Source organism: Streptomyces sp. NPDC048171 (assembly GCF_043202655.1).
In the GTDB taxonomy this organism is placed as follows: domain Bacteria; phylum Actinomycetota; class Actinomycetes; order Streptomycetales; family Streptomycetaceae; genus Streptomyces.
In genome coordinates this window covers 114,069-138,722 of record NZ_JBIDAU010000012.1, presented here as the reverse complement: position 1 = coordinate 138,722, position 24,654 = coordinate 114,069, and the positions used below count along the sequence as shown (strand labels likewise).

Sequence of the window (24,654 nt, the reverse complement as noted above, 5' to 3'; positions counted from 1 at the left end):
CCCTCAGTCCGCCAGGCAGCAGTCGCCGCACTTCGAGCCGTTCGGCGCGCGGTAGTAGAGACAGCAACTGCGGCGCCGGAACGTGAGATCCGGTCCGGTGATCTCTCCGGTGCCCACGAGCCGTCCGGTGTTCAGCAGCTCGGTGGTGAGGCCGGTGAGCGGCTCGCGGAGTGCGGGGTGCGCCGCCAGCAGGGCGCGGGCCGCCTCGACGAGCGCCGAGGCGGCGTTGCCGTCCAGCAGTCGTGGGGCGACCTTGACGCGGAGCCCTTCGGCCAGCGCTTCCAGGTGGGCCGTCACCTGCCGGTACAGCGCGAGGGCGGGAGACGGCCGTGCCGTCCCGCCGCGCAGGCCGGCGGGGTGGGGCATGCGCAGGGCCGGGCCGTCGTCGGCCCGCTCCAGCCGGCTCAGGTCGAGGACGATGCCGTGCAGGAGTGCGCAGGCCAGGGCGGGCGACCAGAGGCGTGCCGCGTGACCCAGGTGGGCGATGGACACGCCGATCCGCGCTTCGGGCGCGCGGTGGCGGTGCGCGACGGCCTCGGCGAGGTCGGTGAAACCCCGCGCGTAGGAGTGGCCGACCGGATGCCAGCCCGCATCCGCACCCCCGACGCGCAGGACGAAGAAGCCCCCGAGGGCGGCCACGTCGTGCAGGGCGGCGGTGACGTCGGCGGGCGGCGCCTGAACCTTTCCGGACACCGGTATCTCCTCGTGAGCGCCGAGTCAGGCGGACGGGCCCCGTCGCGGGGGCGTGATGGCGTACAGGTCGAGGATGTCGGGCCGCGGTGCGACGCCGGGACCGCCGGCGCGGACCCAGTCGGCGATGTCCTCGGTGGCGTCGGGGTCGTTGACCAGTCCGAGCCAGACCGGACGGGCGCCGGCGGCGCGGCCCGCCGCGGAGGGCTGGACGACGATCACGTTGGCCTGTTCGCACACGTCGAGGCAGTCCGACACCCGCACGGGCACCCGGGCCCGCAGCCGCGCCGTCTGCGCCGCGTGGTCGACGCCGATGATCTTCGGGGTGCCGCAGCAGCAGTCCCGGCAGACGACGACGCGTGAGGGCGTCGGGTCCGTAGGTGCGCCGGGCGTCGCTTCGTTCGGGCCGGCGTGGGCGGGCATACGGCATCGTCCCTCTCCCCGGGGAGATCCGCCCCGGTGGTCCGTCGAGGAGGCGACCGCGTGAGTCTCCTGGCTCTCGGGTCGTCGCTCGCCCCACCCCTTCCCACCCGTGCGGGCAGTGGTCGTGTGGGGGCTCGCTCGCCGATCACAGTGGCGGGACCGCGCCGGATTCGCACCGGCTTCCTCGGGCCGCCGTCGCCCAATTGCTCCGGGCATCCTCGCATCCCGGCCCCGCGGCTGTCAGCGGGGCCCCTCGCCGTGCACGGGCACCGCGTGCCCGCTGAGCACCCGCGCTTTGCGCCCGGTCCAAAGGAACGTAATATCGCCAGGTCATAGCCGCGACGGGAGACAGGAAGCCGGTGCGAATCCGGCACGGTCCCGCCACTGTGACCGGGCATCACGCCCTCGACCTGCCCCCGCGCCCACCGGGCGGGCAGCCGGGGGCCGTCGGCCCGGGAGTCAGGACACTGGCCTGTCGCGGGCCCGATCCGAGGAGCGCGGACTCCCCAGGAGGCTTACGTGTCAGCCCTGTTCTCCCCTGCCCGACGCCGCCGGAGCCTGCGCGCCACGGCCGCGGCGCTCGCCCTGTCGGCGGCCCTGGTGACCGCCGGGTGCGGCTCGTCCGGCGGCGCCGACGACTCCGGCCAGGACGGATCCGCATCGGCGTCGTCCCCCGCGGGATTCCCCGTCACCGTCGACAACTGCGGTGTGAGGACGACGTACGACAAGCCGCCGTCCCGGGTGGTCACCATCCATCAGCACCCCGCGGAGCTGATGCTCGCGCTCGGTCTGAAGGACCGCATGGTCGGCACCGCCTTCCCCGACTCGGCCGTCCTGCCGGAGTTGCGGAAGGACTACGAGGCGATACCCGAACTCGCCGAGCGGGAACCGTCGTTCGAGAAGATCCTGGACACCGAGCCCGACCTCGTCTACGGCGGCTACGGCAGTGCCTTCGCCGAGAACGAGGGCCGCTCCCGCAAGGCGTTCGCCGACGCGGGCATCGACACCTACCTCAACCGCGAGTACTGCGGCGAGAAGCGGGTGACGATGAAGGACACCTACGCCGAGATCCGTACGGTGGCGAGCGTCTTCGGCGTCCCCGACCGGGCCGACAAGCTGATCGCCGACCTGCAGAGCCGTGTCGCCAGGGCGTCCGCCGCCGTGAAGGGCGAGCCGGAGGTGCCGGTCTTCGTCTACGACAGCGGCGACAAGAGCGCCTTCACCGCGGGCGGCAAGGGCCTGGGCACCGACCTGATCCGGCTGGCCGGCGGCAAGAACGTCTTCGGCGACCTCGACGAGGTGTTCGGCGACGTCTCCTGGGAACAGGTCGTCGAGCGCAGGCCCGAGGTCATCGCGATCTACGACTACGCCGGAGCCGGCAGCGTCGAGCAGAAGAAGAAGTTCCTGCTCTCCCAGCCGGCCCTCGCCGACGTCCCCGCCGTCAAGAACAAGCGGTTCGTCGTCCTGCCGCTGACCGCGACCCTGGTCGGCATCCGGTCGGCGTACGCGGTCGGGGACCTCGCCCGCGGACTGCACCCCGAGAGCTTCCGGTGACGGGCACCGCCACCAAGGCGGTAGCCGAACCGGACCCGACGGCCGCCCGGTCGCGCCGGGCGGGGCGTACGACGATGGCGGGGACGTCGCTCGCGCTGGCGGCCCTGCTGGTGGCCTCCGTGACGGCCGGACTGGCCATCGGCTCGGTCCAGGTGCCGCCCGGCCAGGTCTGGGGAATCGTGACGCACGCCCTGGGCGCCGACTTCACCCACCCCGACTGGTCCCGCGCGCGGGAGACCATCGTCCTCGACGTACGGGCCCCGCGCGTCCTGCTGGGAGCGGTGACCGGTGCGGGTCTCGCGGTGGTCGGCACCGCCCTTCAGGCGCTGGTCCGCAACCCGCTCGCCGAGCCGTACCTGCTCGGCGTCTCCTCCGGCGCCTCCCTCGGCGCGGTCTCGGTCATCGTCTTCGGCGTCGGCTTCCTCGGTCCCCTGTCGCTGTCCGCCGCCGCGTTCGCCGGCGCCCTCGGCGCACTGGCGATCGTGTACGCCACCGCCCGCACCGGCGGGCGCATCACCTCGACGCGCCTGGTCCTGTCCGGGGTGGCGATCGCGGCGATGCTCACGGCCGTCCTCGACCTGCTGCTGCTCACCACCGACCGCGGCAACGAGGCCCGGGCGGTGCTCGCCTGGACCCTGGGCGGTCTCGGCGGCGTCAACTGGCAGACCTTGTGGCTGCCGGGGCTGGCGGTGCTGCTGGGCATCGGCGTGCTCCTGGTGCAGGCCCGCAACCTCAACCTGCTGCTGGCCGGTGAGGAGGCGGCGACGACGATGGGCCTGGACGTCGCCCGCTTCAGGGCCCGCATGTTCGTGCTGCTGTCCCTGGTCACCGGCGTACTCGTCGCGGCGTCCGGCCCGATCGGCTTCGTCGGCCTGATCCTCCCGCACGTGGTACGCCTGTTCGTCGGCGGCGACCACCGCAGGGTGCTGCCCACGGCTGCGCTCGCCGGAGCGGTCTTCCTGATCTGGGCCGACATCGCCGCACGCACCGTCGCCGCGCCCATGGAGATCCCGGTCGGCGTGCTCACCGCGCTGTGCGGCGGGCCGTTCTTCCTGTGGCTGATGCGCCGGGACGCCCGGCGCGGCACCGACCGAGGAGGGGCATGAGCGCCGCGACCGACCTGTCCGTCGAGGGCGTCACCCTCACCGCCGGAGCCCGCCACCTGGTGCGCGACGTCTCGCTGACCGCCTCGGCGGGCGAGGTGATCGGTCTGGTCGGTCCCAACGGCAGCGGCAAGTCCAGCCTGCTGAGGGCCGTCTACCGCGTCCTGCGCCCGGACACCGGCACCGTCCGCGTCGACGGCGCCGACACCTGGTCGATGCCCGCGCGGCGTCTCGCGCGCACCGTGGCGGCCGTGGTGCAGGACTCGGCCGCGGACTTCGACCTCGCCGTCCGGGAGGTCGTGGCCATGGGCCGCACGCCGCACAAGCGGATGCTGGCCGGCGACACGGCGGAGGACGCCGCCATCATCGACGACGCCCTCGCCGCGGTGGACGCCGGCCGGCTGGCCGAGCGCCCCTTCGACCGGCTCTCCGGCGGCGAGCGCCAGCGGGTCCTCATCGCCCGCGCCCTCGCCCAGCGACCTGCCCTGCTGGTCCTCGACGAGCCGACCAACCACCTCGACATCCGCCATCAACTGGACGTCCTCGGCGTGCTGCGGCGGCTGCCGGCGACCGTGCTGGTCGCACTGCACGACCTCAACCTGGCCGCGTACTACTGCGACCGCCTCCATGTCCTGCGCGAGGGGGAGGTCGTGGCCTCGGGCCCGCCGGCCGAGGTGCTCACGCCGTCGCTGCTCGCCGACGTGTACGGGGTCGTGGGCGAGGTGAGCGTGCATCCGCGTACGGGCGCGCCCCAGGTGACGTTCGTGCCCGGCGAGCGTCCGGGCGACCTCCTGACGGAGCGGCCGCGCTGACGCGGTGGGCCGCGTCGCGGGCGGGCCGCGTCAGTTGTTCACGTCCTGCTCGAAGTCGTCGGCGCAGGCGTCCCGTTCGCTCTGCGAATCGGCGTGCTGGACGCAGTCGTCGAAGTCCTTGAACTCGTCCGAGTTGAGGATGGACGCACCGATCGCGATGATCACCACGGAGGCGATCAGACCGAGCGCGCCGAGTACGGCGCCGACGATGGACATCCCACGGCGCGGCGCCCGTCCGCCGCGTGCCCTGCGTGCGCCGATGATGCCGAAGATCAGGGCCAGCAGACCGAGCAGTGCCCCGCCGATGACGGTCCAGAAGAGCAGGACGGCCAGGATGCCGAGGACGAGGGCGGCGACCGCCATGCCGTTGGAGCGTCTCATGCCGGCGTCGTGGTGCGTCTGGTGGGCGTCGCCGGAAGATGCGGGGTGTTCGGGAAACGACACGTCGTCACTCTCATCTCTGTTTCCGTCCGGTGGAGTTGCCGTACGTGCCGGATGCCCCGATGTCGGTGGCGGATGCCTTCGAGCCCGGTTTGGGGCGTCACACGGTCGGGTGACTCCGCCGTGTGCGGCCGGTGGTCCATGGCCGAAGGCCCTCCTCCAAAGCGGGCCGGCACGCCAGACTGGGTACGTGCTGAGCAATCTCCCTGAGATACCGACCGGTTTCGTCGGCCGCGCGAACGAACTGGACCGCCTGGAAGAGGCGTTGCGTGAGCCGCGCCTGGTGACCCTCACGGGGGTGGGCGGGGTCGGCAAGAGCCGGCTCGCCCTCCAGGCCGCGGACCGCGTGCACGACGCGGGCGGCCGGGCGGTCGCGTGGGCCGACCTCTGGCCGCTGCCCGACGACCGGTTGCTCACCGCGACCGTCGCGGACGCGCTCGACTTCTCCGACCACACGGCGATCGACCCGGTCGACGCGCTGGGCCGATGGCTGGCCGACCAGCAACGCCTCCTGGTGCTGGACTCCTGTGAGCACGTCACGGGCGGCTGCCGCGACCTGGTCGACCGGCTGCTGCGGGCCAGTCCGGGGCTGACGGTGCTGGCGACCAGCCGGGAGCCGCTCGGGCTGACCGGTGAACGGGTCATGGAGGTCGACCCGCTCCCCGCCGAGACGGACGCGGTGCGACTCCTGTACGACCGCGCCGCCGCGCTCGGCGTCGCCCTGGACGGAACGACGGATCTGCTCGCCGCGGGCCGCCTGTGCCAGTGGCTGCAGGGCATCCCGCTCGCCGTGGAGCTGGTGGCGGGCCAGCTGGCCGGCCAGAACATCGAACAGGTCGAGGAGGCGCTGCTCTCCCGCCTGGACATCGCCGCGGACCGGAGTGCCGGACCGCCCCGGCACCGCGCGGTGCGCACCACCGTGGGCTGGAGCCACGAGCTGTGCACCCCGACGGAGCGCCTGCTGTGGGCGCGGCTGTCGGTCTTCCGCGGCCCGGTCGACGGCGACACCGTGCTCGCCGTCTGCGGCGGCGGGCCGCTCACCCCACCGCTGCTGGCGTCGGCACTCCAGGGCCTGGAGCGCAGGTCGGTCGTGGCCGTGCGAGGCGGCCGGCACCGCATGCTCGACACGGTCCGCGAGTACGGGCGGATGTGGCTCGACGAACTGGGGGAGACGCGGGAGGTGTCCGAGCGGCACGCCCGGTTCTTCCTGGAGCAGGCGCGCCTCGCCGACGCGGGCTGGCTGGGCCCGGACCAGACCCGCTGGTACCGGTGGACGGAGGACGCCCACGCCGATCTGTGTGCCGCGCTCGACCACTGCCTCACCACCCGCTCCCGCGCGGCCGTCGAGCTGACCGGCCTGCTCGGGTTCTTCTGGAGCTGCTGCGGCCATCTCCCGGAGGCCGCCGGCTATCTGGAGGACGCCCTCGCCCTGCCCGGGGCGCCCGGCCCGGCGCGGGCCCGGGCGCTGTGGGCGCTCGGTGTCGCCCAGGTCCTGCGCGGGGACATCCGGGCCGCCGTCGACCTGGCGGAAGCCTGCGGCCGGGAGGCCGAGCAGGTGGAGGACGTGGACGGCCGACTGCGGGCGGCGTACCTGGTGGGCCTCATCCATCTGCTCACGGGGCGCCCCATGACTGCCGGGCACACGGCGGACCTGGCGCTGACGCGGTCGGCGGGGGCCACCACCCCGGGCGCGATGATGTGCCGCCTGGTCCGGGTCTTCGCCCTCACCGGCCAGGGCTTCCTGGACCGGGCGCGGGAGGAGGCCGAGTCCCTGCGCGCGCACTGCGTCGCGCTCGGGGAGTGGTGGACCCGCGCCTACACCGACTACCAGCTGGCCCTCATCTCGCTCTTCCAGGACCGTGCGCCGCAGGCGGTCACGTACGCCCGTTCGATGCTGGACGGCAAGCGGCGTATCGGTGACGGCTTCGGGCTGGCACTGGGCCTGGACGTGCTGGCGGCGGCACTCGCGGCCGCCGGCTCCGCCGAGCCCGCGGCGCGGGCCTACGCGGTCGGCGAGACCCTCTGGAGTTCGGTCGGGCACCCCCAGCGCGGCACGCCGGAACTGGGCCCGGTGCGCGACCACTACGAGAGCACGGTCCGCTCGGTGCTCGGCGACGAGGGGTACCAGACCGTGATGCTGCGCAGCATGGGCCGCGAACCGCAGGAGGTGCTGGCCGAACTGCTGGGGTCGTCCTCCCGGGGGTGACCGCGGCCGGTCCGTGCGGTCGACCGGCATCCGAGGGGGCGGCGGCTACGAACCATGGGTGAGGGCCGTGCGGCCCCCCACGCCTCCCGTCGTCCGGCCAGGAGGTGAACGCGTCAGGCGGACGGCTCCCGACCACGTGCGCTCCCCACTGGGATGCCCCAGTGTCGAGCAGAGCACGGAGGAGCGGGAATGGACGACGGAGCCGGAACGGGCGCGGGACGGTCATCCGGCGAGAGCCGGGTGGACGAGCTGCTCACCCGTGCCGCCGCCGGCGACGAACAGGCGTTCGCCGGGGTCTACGACGCACTGGCGCCGTCGGTGATGGGACTGGTCTTCCGGGTTCTGAGAGACGAGGCGCAGGCGGAGGAGGTGACCCAGGACGTGATGGTGGAGGTGTGGCGTACCGCCGACCGCTTCCGCCCGGAACGGGGCGCCGCCCGGAACTGGGTGCTGACCGTCGCGCACCGGCGGGCCGTGGACCGGGTGCGGTCCGTGGTCTCGGGCCGGGCCCGTGAGCTGCGCACCGGCTCCGCGGAACTCGACCGGCCTTTCGACGCCGTCGCCGAGGAGGTCGAGGAGCGGGAGGAGCACCGCACGGTCTTCCGCTGCCTGGCGGAGCTGTCCCGGAAGCTGCGGCTGCCCCTGGTGCTGGCCTACTACGAGGGGCTGACCTACGCGGAGGTGGCCGATTCCCTCGCCACCCCCGCGGGCACCATCAAGTCACGGATGCGTGAGGGGCTGCGGCGCCTGCGCGAGTGTGTGGAGACGGGATCATGACCGTGGGCGGCGGCGACCCGCATCTCGACCTCGGCGCCTACACGCTGCACGCCCTGCCTCCCGACGAGGAGGCCGCCTTCGAGAACCACCTGGCGAGCTGCCCGGCCTGCCGGGACGAGGCCGACGAACTGGCGGCGACGGCGGCACTGCTGGCCGCGGCGGAGCTGCGCGCGCCCTCCCCGGAGGTGCGGCGGCGGGTGCTCGCGCAGATCGGGACCGTACGGCAGGAGCACCGTGCCGCACCCGACCGTGACGCGGCGGAGACCGCGGCTCCGGCGGCGCGGCGTCGACGCCGGGGCCGGCGTGCACTGGGGTTCGCCCTCGCGGCGTCCGTCGCGGCGGCCGCGGCCCTTGGAGGGATCGCCTGGTGGCAGCACTCGGAAGCGGACACGGCCCGGGACCAGATCCGCGAGGCTGAGGCCGGCTCCGAGGCACTCGCCGCTGTGCTGGCCGCCTCCGACGCCACGATCAGCACCACGACACTGTCGGACGGCGCGACGGCGAGCGTGGTGACCTCGCGCGGCGAGGGCGAGGCCGCGTTCATCGCGGCCGGCCTCCCGCCGCTCAGCGGCGACCAGGTCTACGAACTCTGGTACGGACGGGGGGACGAGCACTGGCCCGCCGGTCTGCTGCCCGGCACGGGCGGGGACGTGGCGCACGTGATGGAGGGGCCGCTCCGCGAGGCGACCGCGGTCGGTATCACGGTGGAACCCGCCGGCGGCTCACCGCAGCCCACCACGAAGCCTCTCGGCGTCATCGCCCTCCCCGCGTGACCCGCGAGGACGTCTGTTCCGGGTCGTGGGCGTCGCCGCCGTAGAGGGCCTGCACCCAGTTGCTCTGGTAGACGGTGTCGAGGTAGCGCTCACCGAGGTCCGGTGCGATGGCCACGGGGGTGATGCCGGGCGTCCCGTGCCGGGCGAGCCAGCTCGCCGCGCCGCTGACCACGGTGCCGGTGGAACCGCCGAAGAGGAAACCGCGCCGCGCCAGACTCCTGCAGGTGCGGATGGTGTCGACCTCGTCGACGCGCACCGCCTCGTCCACGTACGCCTCGTCGAGGAGCGGCGGCCGGGTGCTCATGCCCAGGCCCGGGATCATCCGGCGGCCCGGCGGGTCCCCGAAGATGGCGGAGCCGACACTGTCCACGGCGACGATCCGCACCGGCCGGTGCCAGGAGCGGAACCAGCGGGCGCATCCCATGAGGGTGCCGGTGGTCCCGACGCCGATGAAGAGCACGTCCAGACGCGGGAACCGGCGGGCGATGGCGGGAGCGGTCCGGAAGTAGTGGGCCCGCCAGTTGTCGGCGTTGGTGTACTGGCTCAGCCAGACACAGTGTGCGTCCGCGGCGCACAGGGCCCGCACATGGGCCAGCCGCGCGCCCAGCAGGCCGCCGGTGGCGTGCTCGTCGGAGACGACGTGCACCTGGCTGCCCAGGGCTTCCATCATCAGCCGGGTGGTCAGGTTGCAGCGGGAGTCCGTCACGCAGACGAACCGGTATCCCTTGCTCGCCGCGATCATGCTCAGCGCCACGCCGAGATTGCCGGAGGAGGACTCCACCAGGACGGAGTCCGGACAGAGGGTTCCGCTGCGTTCGGCGGACTCCACCATCTCGGTGGCCGCCTTCAGCTTGATGGAGCCGGCGAAATTGAAGCCTTCGCACTTGAGGAAGAGCCGGTGCCCGAGCATCGGGGCGAGGTCGACGTAGAGGTCTTCCTCGTTGAAGGACTGGGGGGTGGTGATGACTGGCACGATGCTCTCCTCGGATAAGTCCGGTGGCCCGGCGGGACGGTCTCAGCCGTGCCGCCTCAGTTCGTGGAAGAAGTCGTCGATGATCCGCAGCTCCCCGGACCGCGCCACCTCGTCGTAGACGAACTTGCCTACGGCCAGGTCGAGCACGCCGAGGCCGAACGGCGAGAAGACCACCGGCCTGTCTGCCGGAACGGTGACCCGGCCGGCCATCACGTCGTCGAGCGTGCCGTGCAGGAAGGCGCGGCTGCCGGTGAGACGTTCGGTCAGGTGGGGCGAGGTCGAGGCCCGGAGGCAGTGGTCGATGTCGTCGACGACGTTGGTGGCGGACAGGAGCACCTGGGGGGCCAGGTCGCGCAGGGACACGTGGAGCACCACCGGGTTGTGGCGGAACCAGGACGGCTCGTCGATGTGCGGCCGGTCGGCGACGGTGGCGAAGACGATCAGGTCGCTGTTGCGGACCAGTTCCTCGGCGCCGCGGTGCACCGTGACCCGGCCGGCGGCCCCGGACTGCTCCAGGTAGGTCCGGAAGCCGGCGGCGCTCTCGGCCGACACGTCGTGCACGCCGACGGCGTCGAACGACCAGCCCGTGGCCGTGAGGTACGTGTGGATGTACCGGGCGATGAGGCCCGCTCCGACGTAGCCCACCCGGGCGGGGCGGACCCGCCCCCGGCTCAGCCGGTCGGCGGCCGACGCGGCGGACGCGGCGGTCCGGGAGGCGCTGATGATGGAGCTCTCCAGACAGGCCAAGGGGTAACCGGTGTCGTGGTCGTTGAGCACGAGGACGGCCGACGCCCTGGGGAAGCCGGAGGGGACGTTGGTGGGGAAGCTCGATATCCACTTGATGCCGTCCACGCCGTGGTCGCCGCCCAGGGAGGCGGGCAGCGCGATGATCCGTGCGGTGGGCCGGTCGGTGAAACGGAGGAAGGAGGACGGCGGGTTGACGGTGCGGCCGGCGCCGTGCAGGCGGTAGGTCTCCTCCACGACGTCCACCACGGCCTTCTCCTGTCCCCGCAGGGCCTCCTGGACCTGACTGCCGGGGATGACGGCGAAGGGCGGCACGGACGGTGTGTCCGCGAGCGCGGTCGCGGCTGTGCCGGGTCGTACGGTGGTCATGTCGCTGTCCCTTCGGATCCTTGAGCGTGCGGCGCTACGGGGTCGCCCATGGCCACGAGCACCTCGCGCGGTCCCTCGTACGCCTCCCGGCTGTGCGCGGTACGGATGTTGTCCACGATCATCAGGTCCCCGGTCTGCCAGGGCCGGCGTTCCGTGTGCGCCTCGTAGGTCTTGTTGATCTGCTCCACGACGTCCGGGGGCACCGGGTCGCCGTTGCCGTACAGGGTGTTGAAGGGGAGTCCGCCGGACCCGTACTCCTCCACGAGGAACTCCCGGACCTCGGGGGCCATGGTCCACTCGTTGAGGAACGCGATCTGGTTGAACCAGCAGCGCAGACCGGAGACCGGGTGGCGGACCACGGCGCCGCGGTGCTGCCGGGTGCGCAGCGAACCGTCCGGCTGCCAGGACCAGTCGATCGCGTGGGCGCGGCAGTACGCCTCGACCCCGGCCCGGTCGCCGGTGCCGAAGGACTGCTCGGGCGAGGTGCCGATCTCGTCGTGGTAGGCCCGGGTGAGTATCCAGCCCTCGCGCTCGAACCGGTCGGCCACCTCGCGGGGCAGCGACCGCAGTACGGCGGCCGAGTCGGCCACGGCGGTGGCGCCGCCCTCGGTGGGCGGCCGGAGGCAGGCGAACAGCAGGAGTCCGGGGCAGCGGATCGCGTAGCTCATCTCGTGGTGCATGCACATCGGTTGGTTCTGCGGCCATGCGGACGACGAGTAGACACCCTCCGCGTGGCGGTCGCGGGCGGCGAAGCCCTCCCGTTCGGTCATCGGACGGGCGGCCAGCCGGTCGAGGACCGCCCCGGCACCGGCCGGGTCGCGCAGGCCGAGACCGCGGACGGTGAGCGCGCCGTGCTCGGCGACGAGGCCGCGCAGGGTGTCCCGGTGCTCGGCCACCCAGGCCGCTGGGTCGGCAGGGGCCGGGGCCTCCAGGACCGGCGGTGCGTCGCTGTCCGGCGCCGGGACGATCCCGGTGGGCGGGGCCTGCGCCGGGGCGGCCGGGTGCTTGCGGAACAGTGCGGTCAGCATGGGTTCCTCCTTCGGAGGTGTCTCTTCAGGTCCCGGCCGCCGGTGCGGCGGGTCCCGCGCCGGTCCGGGTGTCGAGCAGGCGGGCCAGGTCGGCGAGCGCCGGGTGGCCGGTGAGGTCGCGCAGGGAGATCGCCCGGTCGAGGGCGACGGCGAGCCGCACCGCGGACAGGGAGGTGCCGCCCAGCGTGAAGAAGTCGTCGCCCCGGCCGATCCGGTCGGGTGGCAGGCCGAGCACGTTCGCCCAGGCCGACGCGAGCCGTTCCTCGGTGGGTGTGCGCGGGGTCCGGTCGTCGTGGTCCGGGGCGTCGGGTTCCTCGGCGAGTGCGGCCAGCGCCTTGCGGTCGGTCTTGCCGTTGGGGGTGAGCGGCAGGCTCTCCACCAGGTGGAAGGAGGCCGGGACCATGTACGCGGGCAGCAGGTTCGCGAGCCGCTCGCGCAGTGCGCCCACGGACACGCTCCGGTCGGCCGCGCAGAAGGCGGCCAGTTGCCGGCCGTGCCCCTCGGCGCCGGTCACGACGACGGCGCAGTCCCGGACCCCGGCGACCCGCAGCAGCGCGTTCTCCACCTCGCCGGGTTCGACGCGGAATCCGCGGATCTTCACCTGCGCGTCCGTACGGCCGAGGAATTCCAGCTTGCCGTCGGGCCGCCAGCGTCCGATGTCGCCGCCCAGGTAGAGGCGTTCACCCCGCCGGTGCGGATCGGGCAGGTAGGCGGCGCGGGTGCGCTCCGGGTCGTTGACGTAGCCGCGGCCGACGCACACGCCGGAGAAGGCGATGGTGCCCGGCGCTCCGAGCGGGACGGGATCGAGGTGGTCGTCGACGACGTAGACGCGCACGTTCTGGACGGGGCGGCCCAGTGGGGTCCGGCCGGTGGCGGGCGGCCCGTCCATCACCTCGTGGTTGGTGTCGTCCGACGTCTCGGTCAGTCCGTAGGCGTTGACCAGGCGGACCCCGGGCCGGGAGTCGAACCACCGCCGGACGAGTTCGCCCTTCAGCTCCTCGCCGGTGACCGACACGCACCGCAGGTCGGGCAGTGCGCGGGGGCGGTGTTCCAGCGCGCTCAGGACGACGTCGAGGTAGGAGGGGACGACCTGGAGGACGCCGACCCGGCCCTCGGTGATCGTGTCGAGGAAGCGGTCGGCGTCCAGGATCGCGTCCTGGCCGATCAGCAGGGTGCGTCCGCCGGTCAGCAGACCGGCCAGCAGTTGCCACAGGGAGATGTCGAAGCACTGCGACGCCGTCTGCGCCACCACCGTGCCCTCGACGATGCCCAGATCGTCGATCTTGGCGTGGAGATGGTTGAGCAGGCCCGCGTGCTCGCACATCGCGCCCTTGGGTTCCCCGGTGGAGCCCGATGTGAAGAAGACGTAGGCGAGCCCGTCGGCCGGTACGCGCAGGGCGGGGGAGGTTCCGTCGGCGGGCCGTTCGGTGACGTCCGGGACGAGCAGGGCGCGGGTGCCGGGCAGGGCGGTGAGGGCCCGGTCCAGGTTGGCCCTGCTTTCCGGTTCGGTGAGGACGAGGTGGCAGCCGGCGCGGCCGAGCACGGTGGTCATGCGGTCGGGCGGGTAGTGGGGATCGACGGGCAGGTAGGCGGCTCCGGCCTTGAGGACGGCGAGGACGGCGGCGGTCCAGTTCAGGTCGCGCTCGGTCGCCACCGCGACCACGTCCTCGGGGCGCACCCCCTCCGCGAGCAGGGCGCGTGCCAGCCGGTTGGCGCGGGTGTCCAGCTCCCGGTACGTCCAGTGCCGGTCCCGGTGTACGACGGCGACGGCCTCGGGGTGGATCCGGACGCGCTCCTCGAACAGTTCGTGGACGCGGCGGTCGGGCAGGTCCCTGCGCGGTCCGGCGAGTCCGTCGAGCTGGCGGCGGACCTCGTCCGGGGAGAGCAGGGTCCGCCGGTCGTGCGGGGTGCCGGGGTCGGCGGCGATCTGTTGGAGGGCGGCCAGGTGGTAGCCGCCGATCCGGGCGGCGCAGTCCGCGTCCAGTGCGTCGGTGCGGTACCGCAGGCGCAGTACGCGCCCACCGTCCCGCTCCCCCGCCGTGACGGCGAGGACGGTGCCGTCGGGGAGTGCCGTGGACGCGTCGCCGGCCGGGTCGACGACGGCCTCGAAGCCGGGCGTGGGCGTCGGGCGGGTGGTGGGCTCCGGCGCCGCCCGCCGGGCCGCGTGCACGAGGTCGCCCCAGGTGCCGGGGCGGATCGTCAGTTCCCAGGGCAGCGGTCCGGAGCCGGACGTCCGGTGCCCGGCACGGACGGTGCGGTCGCCGGAGAGCAGCGACAGCACCTTGGCGTGCGCGGCCAGCACGATCGCGGTGAGCGGTACGCCGAGTTCACCGGCCCGCCGGTGCAGGGCCGCCGTGAGGGAGCCAGGGAGGGTGACGGTGTGCTCGGCCGTGCCGGGCACGGGCGTGCGCGTCCAGCGCGGCAGGACCGTTGCGCCGGTGCCGGCCGGTACCCAGGGGACGGGGGCGTGCCGTTCGGTCGTCGCGGTCGCCATCACGATTCGCCTCCGTCGCCGTGGGACACGGGGCGGGCCGGGTTGCCCGTCCAGTGGGCGTGGGCGGGGACGGTCTCGCCCTTCATCAGGAACACGTCCGCCGCCAGTTCGGCCCCGTCGCCGACGGTCACGCCGTAGTGCACGAAGGCGCCGACGCCGAGGGTGCAGCCGGAACCGATCGCGCTGCGGTCCGACTTGAAGGTGCCGTCCTCCTGCGAGTGGCACTGCACGACGCTTCCCGCGTTGAGGGTGCAGTCGTCGCCGATGGTGACCATCTGGCGCTCGGTCAGGCTGCAGCCGTCGTCGAAGACCCGGGCACCGACCCGGACGCCGAGCATGCGCCACAGGACGCTCTTGAACGGTGTGCCGTTGAGGATCCGGAAGTACGTCTCCGAGGGGATCTTCCAGTAGCGTTCCCGCAGCCAGAACCGGGGGTCGTAGATCGAGCAGAACAGCGGCCCCGGGGGGTGCAGGGCGATGACGGCCCGCTCCACCAGGACGAAGTACACGAGGGCGAAGGGCAGCAGGACGGCGTTGGCCAGCGCGATGACCGCCGTGCCCCACTGCGGGTACAGGCTCGCCGCCGAGGCGTAGAGCAGGCTGACGCAGAAGAAGAACAGCCAGCCCGCGAACAGGTGACAGGCCATCGTCGCCGCGTTGTGGCGGTTCTTGGCCGCCAGACGGCGGCGCAGCCCGTCGCCCTCCTTCAGCTCGTCGAAGGTGCTGTCCCGCGGCACCGAACGCGGGATCTCGAAGGAGGGGGAGCCGAGGAGGCCGACGTCGTGCCGCAGCGGCCCGTCGAGGGGGATGTTCACCTTGGTCGCCAGGAGGCAGTTGTCGCCGGTCCTGCCGTCCGGCGGGTAGGCGATCCGGTTGCCGAGGAAGTTGTGCGCGCCGACGGCGGTCCGCCTCAGCCGGAACGAGGACGCGGAGTACTCGGCGTTCATCAGCGAGAGTCCGTCGGCGACCATGGTGCCGGTGCCGACCACGCTGACGAAGGGGCTCTCGTGCTTGACCTGGGTGCCGAAGTTCGAGCCGGTCTGCTCGATCCGGCACAGGTCGTACCCGATCCAGCGCAGGTAGTGCACGATGCTCGTGCTGTCGCCGAACAGCCGGGTGAGTGACTTCCGGTTGCTGATCAGGGCCGTCGCCCGGTGCAGGCCGTGGTGCAGGCCGTAGAGCGGGTACGTTCGGCCGGGGACGACCCATCGGCTCACCAGGCGCGGGACGGTCCCCACGACCAGGATGGCGAGGAGCACGGCACCGAAGAAGGCCGCGGACGTGATCATCAGCAGGTCGGCGTAGAACACCCAGTCGACCGGTGTCACCGGTCCCTGGCCCGGGACGGAGGCACCCTCCAGGACGCGGGAGCCCAGTACGTCGACCAGCCCCACCGCGACCGGCAGGTAGACCAGCAGCGCCGTCAGGAGGAGGACGGTTCCGTAGCCGGCGCGCCGTGCGGTGCCGCAGGGGGCGGGCTCCACCCGGCGGAAGTCCGGTCCGCCGGGCTGCGCGGGTGACCCGTACCAGCGCTCGCCGTCCGGGACGGCCTGGCCGGTGTGGAGCGAGGAGGCGTGGCCCAGCTGGGAGCCGCGCCCGAGTGAGCTGCCGATGTCCAGCACGGTCGCCTCACCGACGACCGCGTCGGGGCCGAGGGCTACGGGGCCGGTCTCGATGACTCCGTCGGTGGCGCGGTAGCAGCTGAGCAGCGAGTCCTTGCGGACGACCGTGCCGGCGCCGATCGTCAGCAGATCGGTGCACACGGGCAGGCCGCGCGAAAGGAACGTCACTCCTCGGCCGACGCGCGCACCCAGCGCCCTCAGGTACAGGGGGTACAGCGGGGTGCCGGCGAACAGGGCGAGGGGGCTCGCCCGGATCAGCGTCTTGACCAGCCAGAAGCGGACGTAGACGAGGCTCCAGAGCCGGAACCGGGTCGGTGTCCACCGGCCGATGAGCAGCCACTTCGCGATCACCGGGAGGGCGGACAGGACGACGAGGAGCACGGCGCCGAACGCGACGGACCTCAGGTACGTGTCGAGCAGGCCGCTTCCGGCGGAGATCCAGTCGTAGCCCAGGGCGGTGACGACCGCGAGGAGCCCCGCGTAGCCGAAGTAGCTCAGGACCTGCAGTACGCCGCAGAGCAGGTGGTGGGGCCGGCCGGCCGGTGGCGGCTCCGGTGCCACCGGCGCCTCGGACACGGTCGTCGCCGGCTCGGGAGCCGGCGTCGGCGGGTGCGCGAGCGCCGCGGTCAGGGCGCCGACGCTCGGATGCCGGTAGATGTCGCGCATCGACACGGGCGGCAGGTCCGGCCGCTTCCTGACCCGGGCGCAGAAATGCGCCATCACCAGGGAGTCGGCGCCGAGGTCGTTGAAGAAGTGACTGTCGGGGTGCACCTGCTCCACGTGGATCACGTCGGCGAGCAGCCTGGCGAACGTCTCCTGCGTATGGCCGGCCGAGGAATCCGCGGACTCTCCGGGAAGGTGGACGGGGGCTGTCTCCCGTACCTCTAGCCGCTGTCCCGTCATGAGGGCTCCCTGGGCCGCTGCCTGTCGGACGTCTTGCCGTCTGCCAGGTATTCGTCGCCGGGAGGGAGAGGTATGAGGGGAGCGCGGGTTTTCTTGCCCGGAGAGGTCCGCGGTCGCTCGGTGGGCGTTCGGTCAGGGTGCCCAGGGGGCCGCGATGCTCCACGTCGCGTCGGCCGTGAGGGTCTGCGGGCGGTTGTAGGTGCCTTGGGCGCCGTTTCCGGAGGCGATGTACACCGCGGACTCGAAGTGCCGTAGATAGGAGCCCGGCATGTTGATCGATTCGAAGGTGACGCCCGGACCGCCGATTCCGGGGCGGGCGCAGAAGGTGGCGTCCTGCCGGAAGAGGGCCGAGCCGTCGTCGGTCGCCGTGCGGACCCGGCTGTCGGCGTGGCGCAGGAACCGGCCCGGGTAGTTCACCGACTCGAAGGAGTAGCACGACGAGTCCGCGAGCCCGCGCCGCAGGGTCCAGGTGGCGTCCTGTTTGAGCAGGCCCGCGCTGTTGGCGTCGACGATCTCCGTGTGGGCGAGGCTGTCGGCGTGCCGGAGGTACCGGTTGGTGTGGCCCCACGTGGTCACCCGCAGGGACCGGCGCCGGTCGGTGGGCAGCAGGACGGAGCTGCGCCACAGTGCCGGTTCACCGGCGTTCCAGGTGGCGTCCGCGGCGAAGGAGGTGCTGGTGTCCCACGGGTTCGGTCCGCCGCCGCGGGCCAGGTAGACCTGGTCGGCGTAGTGGCGCAGGTAGCTGCCCGGCTGGTTGGACGCCTCGAAGGAGACGCCGCCCGCGGCCAGTCCCGGCCGGGAGCACCAGGTGGCGTCGGCGGCGAACGGGCCGCCGGTGTCGGAGTCGATGCGGACCCTGCTGTCGGCGTGCCGCAGATAGCGGCCCGGCTGGTTGACCGACTCGAAGGAGAAGCAGCGCGGGTCGGCCAGTCCGGCGACGGTGCGGAAGGAGGCGTCCTGGCGCGCGCCGTCCGCGGAGCCGGTGCTCAGTACGTCGGTGCGGGCCACCGAGTCGGCGTGCCGCAGGTAGCGGTCGGTGTGGCCGGGTGTGGTCACCCTGAACGAGCGGACGTGTCCGAGGGTGAGGCCGGCCGGGGCGTTGAGGTTGCGGGAGGCGTCGAGGAGCGCCGTGTGGGCCTGGCGCACCTGTTCGGTGTCGACCTTCTGCACGCGCCGGTCGTACGTGAGCAGGCCGTTGTACTCGCCCTCCACGTCGGTGATCTCGGTGTAGACGTAGGCGGACAGCCCCTTGACCGTCATGAGCTGCCGGACGTCGCGCACCATGCCGGTGTAGCGGTCGTTCAGCTGCTCGCGGCTGGTGACCTGCTCGTAGGCGAAGAACTGGCCGTTGGGGCTGTACTCGTGGCCCGGCGTGCGCAGTCCGACGCCGCCGAACTCGCCGAGCACGGAGACGCGGGTGTCGGAGGGGCGCGGTGCGTCGGGGCCGGTGTAGACGTGCCAGTCGACGATGTCGCCGGTGCCCGGGTCGCCTCTGGAGTCGCAGCAGTTGTAGCCGCTGTGCGGGTTCATCAGGCGGGTCGGGTCCTGGTTCTCCAGCGCGGTGGTGACGCGCCGGGTGGCGGCGAGGTCCCACTCGCCCCAGCCCTCGTTGAACGGGACGTAGGTGACGACGGCCGGTGAGAAGCGGTGTTCGTCGATGATCTCGCGGGCCTCGGTCTCGAACTGCGCGGTCTGCGCCGGGGTCCGGGCGTGGTCGAACGCCGGTGTGGACGGGATGTCCTGCCACACCAGGAGCCCGAGCCGGTCGGCGTGGTAGTACCAGCGGGCCGGCTCGACCTTGATGTGCTTGCGCACCATGTTGAAGCCGAGTTCCTTGTGCTTGCGCAGGTCGAAGGCGAGGGCGTCGTCGGTGGGCGCGGTGTAGAGGCCGTCGGGCCAGAAGCCCTGGTCGAGGGTACCGACCTGGAAGACGAACTCACCGTTGAGCGTGGGGCGCAGGACCCCGTCGATCTTCTTGGTGCCGATCTCACGCATGCCGAAGTAGCTGGTGACGGTGTCCACCGCGGCGCCCGAGGCGTTGCGCAGGGTGACCCGCAGGTCGTACAGGAAGGGGTCGTCGGGCGACCAGCGGCGGGCGTCCGGGACGGGTACGGAGAACTCGGTGAAGCCGCCGGTGGCGCGGCCCACGACGGCCGACCCGTTCATCGCCTCGGCCAGCACGGTGTGGCCGTCGACGTTGCCCCGGGTGAAGACGCGGACCCGGGCGGTGTTGTCCGACAGGCTGGGCCGGATGTCGACGGAGTAGACCGACGACACGGGGGTGGGCTCCATCCAGACGGTCTGCCAGATCCCGGAGGTGGGCGTGTAGAAGATGCCGCCGGGGTTGTTCACCTGCTTGCCGACGGTCTGCTTCTCGCCGCGTCCGTCGGTCGGGTCGTAGACGCGCACGATCAGTTCGTTGGCGCCGCTCCTGAGCTGGGGCGTGATGTCGACCTCGAAGCGGTCGTAGCCGCCCTTGTGGGAGGTGACGCGGGTGCCGTTGACCCAGACGGTGGCCTCGTGGTCGACGGCGCCGAAGTGGAGTTGCACCCGTCTCCCGTTCCAGCTCTGCGGGACGGTGAAGGAGCGCTTGTAGAACATCAGGTCCCGGTTGTCGTTGCGCATGATGCCGGACAGCGCCGACTCCACCGGGTACGGGACCAGGATGCGTTCGGGCAGGGTCTGGCCGGTGGGCGGTGGGGCGTTGCGGTCGACGTTGCCCGAGCCGTCGGCCGGCGGGTTGAGGAACTCCCACTCCCCGTTGAGCGACTGCCACTCGGGCCGCGTCATCTGGGGTCTCGGGTACTCGGGCAGGGGGTCGGTGGTGGACACCTTGCCGGTCCACGGAGTCGAGAGCGGAGGTGTCTTGGGCATGACAACCGCAGAAGCGGTGCCGCCGAGGAGCACGGCACCTCCGGTCAACATCAGCAGAGCCGCCAGACAGGCGATGAAGCGTCGCATCGAACTCCTCCTGAGCGCAGGGCACACGTGGGTGAGCGACTGAGACGCGGGGAACGTAGCACGGAAACAGACTTCAACGAAGTCCCTCAGTAAGAGCTAGAAACAAACATTTTCCTTCAAGGAGGGCCAGAGCGTCCCTCCTGTTTACATCGATGTACACGCGGCTCTACCCTGGCGCGGATTTCGTCCTCGCAGGAAGGAAGACCGTCGTGATCCTCCGCCTGTACCACCTCCTCCGGCGCGCCCGGGACCGGGCCGCGCTCTGTCTGCTGACCGGCGTCCTCGGCCTGTCCCTGGCCGTTCCCGCCACCGCCGGCACACCCCAGGTGTCCGGCCGGTCCCCAGCCGTCTCCCCCGCCGCCACGGGAACGCCGCTGCGTGACGGCACCGGCCTGTACCCGCGCGCCGTCCGGCTCGCGCACAACGGCGCGGCCAACGGGCGCGTCCTCGCGAGCGTCGTCACGTTCGACGGCGACAACGGCGTCGGCGCCATCCACGAGAGCACCGACCAGGGTGCGAGCTTCCGCGAGGTCGGCCGGGTCCTCGACCCGGACTCCGCGGCGGGCCAGGGCCTGTGCTGCGCCACACTCTTCGAACTGCCCCGGCAGGTCGGCGGGTTGCGGGCCGGCACGCTGCTGTGGGCCTCGTCGGCCGGTCAGGACGAGCAGAACCGCCGGATGGCGCTCAGGATCTGGCGGAGCGACGACGTGGGGCGCACCTGGTCCTACCTCTCCTCCTGTGCCGTCGCCGGCGGCACAGGAGGCCTGTGGGAGCCAGAGTTCTCGGTGGCCGCGGACGGCGCGCTCGTCTGCCACTACTCGGACGAGACGGACCCCGGGCACAGTCAGAAGCTGGTCGCCGCGCGCAGCTACGACGGCGTCCACTGGCAGGGCCACCACGACACCGTGGCGAGCGGCGTGTCGGCGGACCGGCCCGGCATGCCGATGGTGCGGCAACTGCCCGACGGCAGCTACTTCATGAGCTTCGAGATCTGCAACCCGGGCGGCCAGTACCAGTGCGTGGTCCACTTCCGGACCTCGGCGGACGGCTGGAACTGGGGCGACCCCGCCTTCCTCGGCTACCGGCCGGAGACGGTGGACGGCAAGTACCTCCGCGCCGCGCCCACCGTCGCCTGGGCACCCTCCCCGGACGGCGCTCCGAACGGACGGCTGCTGCTGATCGGGCAGCGGCTGCTCAACAAGGACGGCACGCCCGCGGCGGACAGCGGCCGCACCATGCTCGCCAACACGGAGAACGGCAGCGGGCCCTGGTACGAGATCGAGGCGCCGGTCGCGGTGGAGGCGCCGGAGGTCAACTACTGCCAGAACTACAGCTCGCCGCTGCTGCCGTCGGCGGACGGCCGACGGGTGCTGGAGATCGCCACCGACTGGGACGGCTCGGTGTGCAAGCCGTACTTCGCCACCGGGAGCCTCACCGGCACCGGTGACGCGGCGGGCGTCGTGGACGGCGCGCTCCACCGGCTGGTGAACGCGAACAGCGGGCACTGCCTCGACGTCGCGGCCGACTCGCGGGAACCCGGGGGCAACGTCCAGCAGTGGACCTGCAACGGGCTCGGTCCGCAGGACTGGACCGTGCGCGCCCGCGGCGGCGGCCACTTCACGCTGACCGGCCGCAACAGCGGCCACTGCCTGGACGTGGAGAACGGATCCGCCACGCCGGGCGCGAACGTCCGGCAGTGGCACTGCAACGGGGCGGCCGCCCAGGACTGGCGGCTGGAGAACGCGGGCCGGGGCTACTACCGGCTGGTGTCCCGCGCCGGCGGCCGGTGCCTGGACGTGGCCGAGGGCTCCCGGGCACCGGGCGGCAACGTCCGGCAGTGGACCTGCAACGGCCTGCAGCCGCAGCTCTGGCGCCTGCAGCGGGTCTGACCGGCCCGGATCACGGAGTGGCCCGCCGGGCGGTACTGCCCCGCACCACCAGTTGCGTGGGGAGTTCGAGCCGGAGCCGCTCGGCGGGCTCGCCGTCGATGATGCGCAGCAGGGTGTGGGCGGCCATCGAGGCCATGTCCTGCAAGGGCTGGCGGACCGTGGTCAGCGGCGGGTGGGTCCAGCGGGCCACGGGGAGGTCGTCGAAGCCGACGAGCCCGACGTCGTCCGGGATGGCGTAACCGCGTTCGCGCAGCGCCTCGAAGGCGCCGAGGGCCTGGAGGTCGCTGGCGGCGAAGAGGGCGGTGGGCGGCGCCTCCCCGGCGGCCTCGGCCGCGTCCAGCAGGCGGGCCGTCTCGGCGCGGCCCGAGGTGTCGTTGAACTCCCCGTGCGGCACCCAGCCCGCCGGTACGGGGAGTTCGGCCGACTCCATCGTCGCGCGGAAGCCGTCGGCGCGGGCTCTGCTGCACAGCACGTGCCGGGGGCCGGCCAGGTGGGCGATCCGGGTGTGTCCGAGGTCGATGAGGTGCCGGGTGGCGCTCACCGCGCCCGCCCAGTTGGTGGCGCCGACGGTGGGGACCAGCGCGTCCACGCTGCCGACGGGGTCGAGCAGGACGAACGGGACCTCCAGCGCGGCCAGCCGTTTGCGCTGCTGCGGGGTGAGGTCGGAGACGACGAGGATCGCCCCGTTGCTGCGGCGGGCGGCGAGCTGGTCGATCCACTCCCGGGTGTCGGAGCTGCGCCCGTGCACCGCGGACAGGACCATGCTCGCCCCGGCCTCGTGGAGCACCTCGTCGACCCCGCGGATGATCTCCACCGACCAGAGACTGTCGAGTTCGTTGAGGACGAGGTCGACGACGGCACCACGGCGGCGGGTGGGGCGGCGCTGGTATCCGAGGTGCTCCATGACCGCCTCGACGCGGTCCTTGGTGTCCGTGGAGATGTCGGAGCGCCCGTGGAGGACCTTGGAGACGGTGGACACGGACACCCCCGCCTCGGACGCGATCATGCTCAGGGTGACCCGGGCCCGGGCGTGGGGCTTCTCCGCCGTCATACGAGTGTCATTCGAGGTGTCCGTTCCGCTGGGTGGTGCGTACTCCGCCACTCCGGGGGCCGCCACGCAGGAGTCTGCCATGGTCCCTCCGCCGGGCTCACCCCGCCTCGTCGGCGCCGGGCGGCGTGTGCCGGTACTCCGCCCAGGCGAAGTCGGCGATCATCCGGGCCCCGGTGAGGTCCTGGGCGCACATCCCGGCGAAGGCTCCGGTGAACCCCCATGCCGTGAAGTGTCCGGTCGACGGGTCGCCGAGGGTCGCGCTCTCGTCGGAGAGCCGGGTCACGTCGAGGTCGGGACCGATCCGCCGCCAGCCCGTCACCCGGCTGCCGCGCCAGGCGAAGGCGCCCTGCGCCCCGCGGACCGACAGCCGCAGGTCCACGGCGCCCGGCGGTACCGCCACCGGGGGTGCGGGCTCGAAGTACCGGCCGTGGGCGCACAGTCCGACGCGCAGCACCCGGCCGAGGCTCTCGTCCCAGGTCAGGTGCAGATAGTGCCAGAGGGTCGAGTTGTAGTAGTGGACGATGCCCGCCATCTGGAGCGGTGAGCGCGGTGCGGCCTCGAGGCGGGCCGAGAAGTCGAACTCCTTGGCCTGCTGGCGCCGCGCCACCAGGCTCTGGCCGTGGGTGGAGCCGAGTGACTGGCCGCCGCGCAGCCGCAGGTGGCCCGGGCGTTCGGTCAGGTTCAGCCAGGAGGGGTCCGGATGGCGGCGCAGGGTCGCCCAGGGGACGGCGAGACGCGGCCGGTCGAAGTCGTCCCGGACGGGTGGGCGGGGTGCGGGGGCCGGAGGCAGAGCGGGTCCGGGCACCACGGTGCGCGGCAGTGGGCCGCCCCCGTCACCGGCGGGCGGTTCGCCGTCCAGGCGCGGCCAGCCGTCGGCCGTCCACACGACACGCTGGATGGCCGTCTCCCGGCCGAGGACGCACGGGCCGAGCGGGCCGAGCGGCCGGGCCAGGAGGTGGGCGAGGTACCACTCGCCGTCCGGGGTCGTGACGAGGCTGCCGTGCCCGGCCTTCTGGAGCGGCAGCCGTTCGTTTCCCGCAGAGGTGAGGAGGGGACCGGCCGGGTCGGCCTCGTAGGGGCCGGTCAGATTCCTGGCGCGGGCGACGGTCACGGCGTGCGACCAGGAGGTGCCGCCCTCGGCGGTCATCAGGTAGTACCAGCCGTCCCGTCGGTAGACGTGCGGGCCCTCGGTGTGGGCGAGCCGGGTGCCGCCGAAGATGCGGTGCAGCGGGCCGGTGACCCGGCGCTCCCCGCGGTCCCACTCCTGGAGGAGGATGCCCGCGAAGGGGTGGCGGCCGGGACGGTGGTCCCACTCCATCCACAGCGCCCAGCTGCGTCCGTCGCCGTCCGGGCCGTCGTCGTGGAAGAGGGACGGGTCGAAGCCGTGCGAGGGGAAGGGGGCCGGGTCGGACCAGGGCCCGTCGAGGGCGGGGGCGGTGACGACCTGGTTGCGTACGTCCTTGAAGGCGCCGGAGAGGTTGGTGACGTCGCTGTAGACGAGGTGGAAGAGTCCGTCGCTGTGGGACAGGCAGGGTGCCCAGACGCCGCCGGAGTCGGGCCGGCCGGTCAGGTCGATCAGGCGTTCCTCGCGCAGGATGCCGCCGAGCGAGTGCCAGTTGACGAGGTCGCGGGAGTGGTGGACGGCGACGCCGGGGAGCCATTCGAAGGTGGAGGTGGCGATGTAGTAGTCGTCGCCGACACGCAGGATCGACGGGTCGGGGTGGAAGCCGGGCAGGACGGGGTTGACGATGTCGGGGCCTCGCCGCCCGTCGGGCTTTCGGCTCCCGGAAAGGTCCTGGCCGGGAGCGGTGGGCACGGCAGTCATGTGTCTCTCCGGGGGT

17 protein-coding genes, 2 pseudogenes and 2 riboswitches are annotated in these 24,654 nt (G+C 72.8%); of the genes and pseudogenes, 7 read left to right on the top strand and 12 right to left on the bottom strand.

Features of this window, described 5'->3' with window-relative positions; genetic code table 11:
- Positions 1–3: 3 nt before the first annotated feature.
- Both ACGF3J_RS30980 and ACGF3J_RS30975 read right to left on the bottom strand, forming a co-directional pair.
- The gene (locus ACGF3J_RS30980) at positions 4–693 is read right to left on the bottom strand and encodes a (2Fe-2S)-binding protein (RefSeq protein WP_393855248.1); all 690 of its coding nucleotides are present in this window, start codon (positions 691–693) and stop codon (positions 4–6) included.
- Between the two features lie 24 nt (positions 694–717).
- Positions 718–1,113, bottom strand: coding sequence for a (2Fe-2S) ferredoxin domain-containing protein (locus ACGF3J_RS30975; protein WP_202558290.1), 396 nt, complete (start codon positions 1,111–1,113; stop codon positions 718–720).
- Positions 1,114–1,175: 62 nt separating this feature from the next.
- A riboswitch (cobalamin riboswitch) is annotated at positions 1,176–1,299 on the bottom strand.
- Between the two features lie 124 nt (positions 1,300–1,423).
- Positions 1,424–1,604: riboswitch (cobalamin riboswitch) on the top strand.
- Positions 1,605–1,641: 37 nt separating this feature from the next.
- On the opposite strand from ACGF3J_RS30975, the gene ACGF3J_RS30970 reads away from it, so the two are divergent.
- Genes ACGF3J_RS30970 through ACGF3J_RS30960 form a run of 3 tightly spaced genes read left to right on the top strand, consistent with a single transcriptional unit; the run spans position 1,642 to position 4,582 of the window.
- A complete protein-coding gene (locus tag ACGF3J_RS30970; protein WP_202558291.1) occupies positions 1,642–2,667 on the top strand; it encodes an ABC transporter substrate-binding protein in 1,026 nt (341 codons plus the stop codon).
- Entirely contained in the window at positions 2,664–3,773 is a 1,110-nt protein-coding gene (locus ACGF3J_RS30965; protein WP_346346139.1) for an iron ABC transporter permease, read from the top strand. The genes ACGF3J_RS30970 and ACGF3J_RS30965 overlap by 4 nt, the downstream gene beginning before the upstream one ends.
- Entirely contained in the window at positions 3,770–4,582 is an 813-nt protein-coding gene (locus tag ACGF3J_RS30960; RefSeq protein ID WP_161329434.1) for an ABC transporter ATP-binding protein, read from the top strand. Before ACGF3J_RS30965 ends, ACGF3J_RS30960 begins: the two co-directional genes overlap by 4 nt.
- 30 nt (positions 4,583–4,612) lie before the next feature.
- Here the strand turns inward: ACGF3J_RS30960 and ACGF3J_RS30955 are convergent, their stop codons facing one another.
- The gene (locus tag ACGF3J_RS30955) at positions 4,613–5,026 is read right to left on the bottom strand and encodes a DUF4190 domain-containing protein (protein ID WP_161329433.1); all 414 of its coding nucleotides are present in this window, start codon (positions 5,024–5,026) and stop codon (positions 4,613–4,615) included.
- A 187-nt stretch (positions 5,027–5,213) separates the two neighbouring features.
- On the opposite strand from ACGF3J_RS30955, the gene ACGF3J_RS30950 reads away from it, so the two are divergent.
- From ACGF3J_RS30950 to ACGF3J_RS30940, 3 genes are all read left to right on the top strand, one after another.
- Positions 5,214–7,229 (top strand): AAA family ATPase, encoded by a 2,016-nt coding sequence (locus tag ACGF3J_RS30950; protein WP_346346138.1) that lies wholly within the window; start codon positions 5,214–5,216, stop codon positions 7,227–7,229.
- 189 nt (positions 7,230–7,418) lie between these two features.
- Positions 7,419–8,006 carry an ECF RNA polymerase sigma factor SigK gene (gene sigK, locus ACGF3J_RS30945; RefSeq protein ID WP_161329432.1) on the top strand — a complete coding sequence of 196 codons (588 nt, stop codon included), beginning with the start codon at positions 7,419–7,421 and terminating at the stop codon, positions 8,004–8,006.
- Positions 8,003–8,779, top strand: coding sequence for an anti-sigma factor (locus ACGF3J_RS30940; protein ID WP_161329431.1), 777 nt, complete (start codon positions 8,003–8,005; stop codon positions 8,777–8,779). The genes sigK and ACGF3J_RS30940 overlap by 4 nt, the downstream gene beginning before the upstream one ends.
- Here the strand turns inward: ACGF3J_RS30940 and sbnA are convergent.
- The 7 genes and pseudogenes from sbnA to ACGF3J_RS30905 all read right to left on the bottom strand — a co-directional run.
- Entirely contained in the window at positions 8,760–9,752 is a 993-nt protein-coding gene (sbnA, locus tag ACGF3J_RS30935) for a 2,3-diaminopropionate biosynthesis protein SbnA (RefSeq protein ID WP_161329430.1), read from the bottom strand. The two genes, ACGF3J_RS30940 and sbnA, sit on opposite strands and share 20 nt — an antisense overlap.
- Positions 9,753–9,794: 42 nt before the next feature.
- Positions 9,795–10,865 carry a 2,3-diaminopropionate biosynthesis protein SbnB gene (sbnB, locus tag ACGF3J_RS30930; protein ID WP_161329429.1) on the bottom strand — a complete coding sequence of 357 codons (1,071 nt, stop codon included), beginning with the start codon at positions 10,863–10,865 and terminating at the stop codon, positions 9,795–9,797.
- Positions 10,862–11,893: a TauD/TfdA family dioxygenase gene (locus ACGF3J_RS30925; RefSeq protein WP_161329428.1), complete on the bottom strand. Its 1,032-nt coding sequence runs from the start codon at positions 11,891–11,893 to the stop codon at positions 10,862–10,864. Before ACGF3J_RS30925 ends, sbnB begins: the two co-directional genes overlap by 4 nt.
- Before the next feature lie 25 nt (positions 11,894–11,918).
- Entirely contained in the window at positions 11,919–14,387 is a 2,469-nt protein-coding gene (locus tag ACGF3J_RS30920; protein ID WP_237552574.1) for an amino acid adenylation domain-containing protein, read from the bottom strand.
- The gene (locus ACGF3J_RS30915; protein ID WP_393855247.1) at positions 14,387–16,912 is read right to left on the bottom strand and encodes a Pls/PosA family non-ribosomal peptide synthetase; all 2,526 of its coding nucleotides are present in this window, start codon (positions 16,910–16,912) and stop codon (positions 14,387–14,389) included. Before ACGF3J_RS30915 ends, ACGF3J_RS30920 begins: the two co-directional genes overlap by 1 nt.
- A 132-nt stretch (positions 16,913–17,044) precedes the next feature.
- Positions 17,045–17,482: pseudogene (locus tag ACGF3J_RS30910) on the bottom strand (AbfB domain-containing protein); the annotation flags it as partial.
- 60 nt (positions 17,483–17,542) lie between these two features.
- Positions 17,543–19,837: pseudogene (locus ACGF3J_RS30905) on the bottom strand (AbfB domain-containing protein); the annotation flags it as partial.
- A 245-nt stretch (positions 19,838–20,082) separates the two neighbouring features.
- On the opposite strand from ACGF3J_RS30905, the gene ACGF3J_RS30900 reads away from it, so the two are divergent.
- Complete coding sequence (locus ACGF3J_RS30900) at positions 20,083–21,762, top strand: RICIN domain-containing protein (protein WP_393855246.1); 1,680 nt, start codon at positions 20,083–20,085, stop codon at positions 21,760–21,762.
- Positions 21,763–21,772: 10 nt separating this feature from the next.
- Here the strand turns inward: ACGF3J_RS30900 and ACGF3J_RS30895 are convergent, their stop codons facing one another.
- Both ACGF3J_RS30895 and ACGF3J_RS30890 read right to left on the bottom strand, forming a co-directional pair.
- Positions 21,773–22,813: a LacI family DNA-binding transcriptional regulator gene (locus ACGF3J_RS30895; RefSeq protein WP_161326081.1), complete on the bottom strand. Its 1,041-nt coding sequence runs from the start codon at positions 22,811–22,813 to the stop codon at positions 21,773–21,775.
- A 97-nt stretch (positions 22,814–22,910) separates the two neighbouring features.
- A complete protein-coding gene (locus ACGF3J_RS30890) occupies positions 22,911–24,638 on the bottom strand; it encodes a glycoside hydrolase family 43 protein (protein WP_393855245.1) in 1,728 nt (575 codons plus the stop codon).
- Between the last annotated feature and the right edge of the window lie 16 nt (positions 24,639–24,654).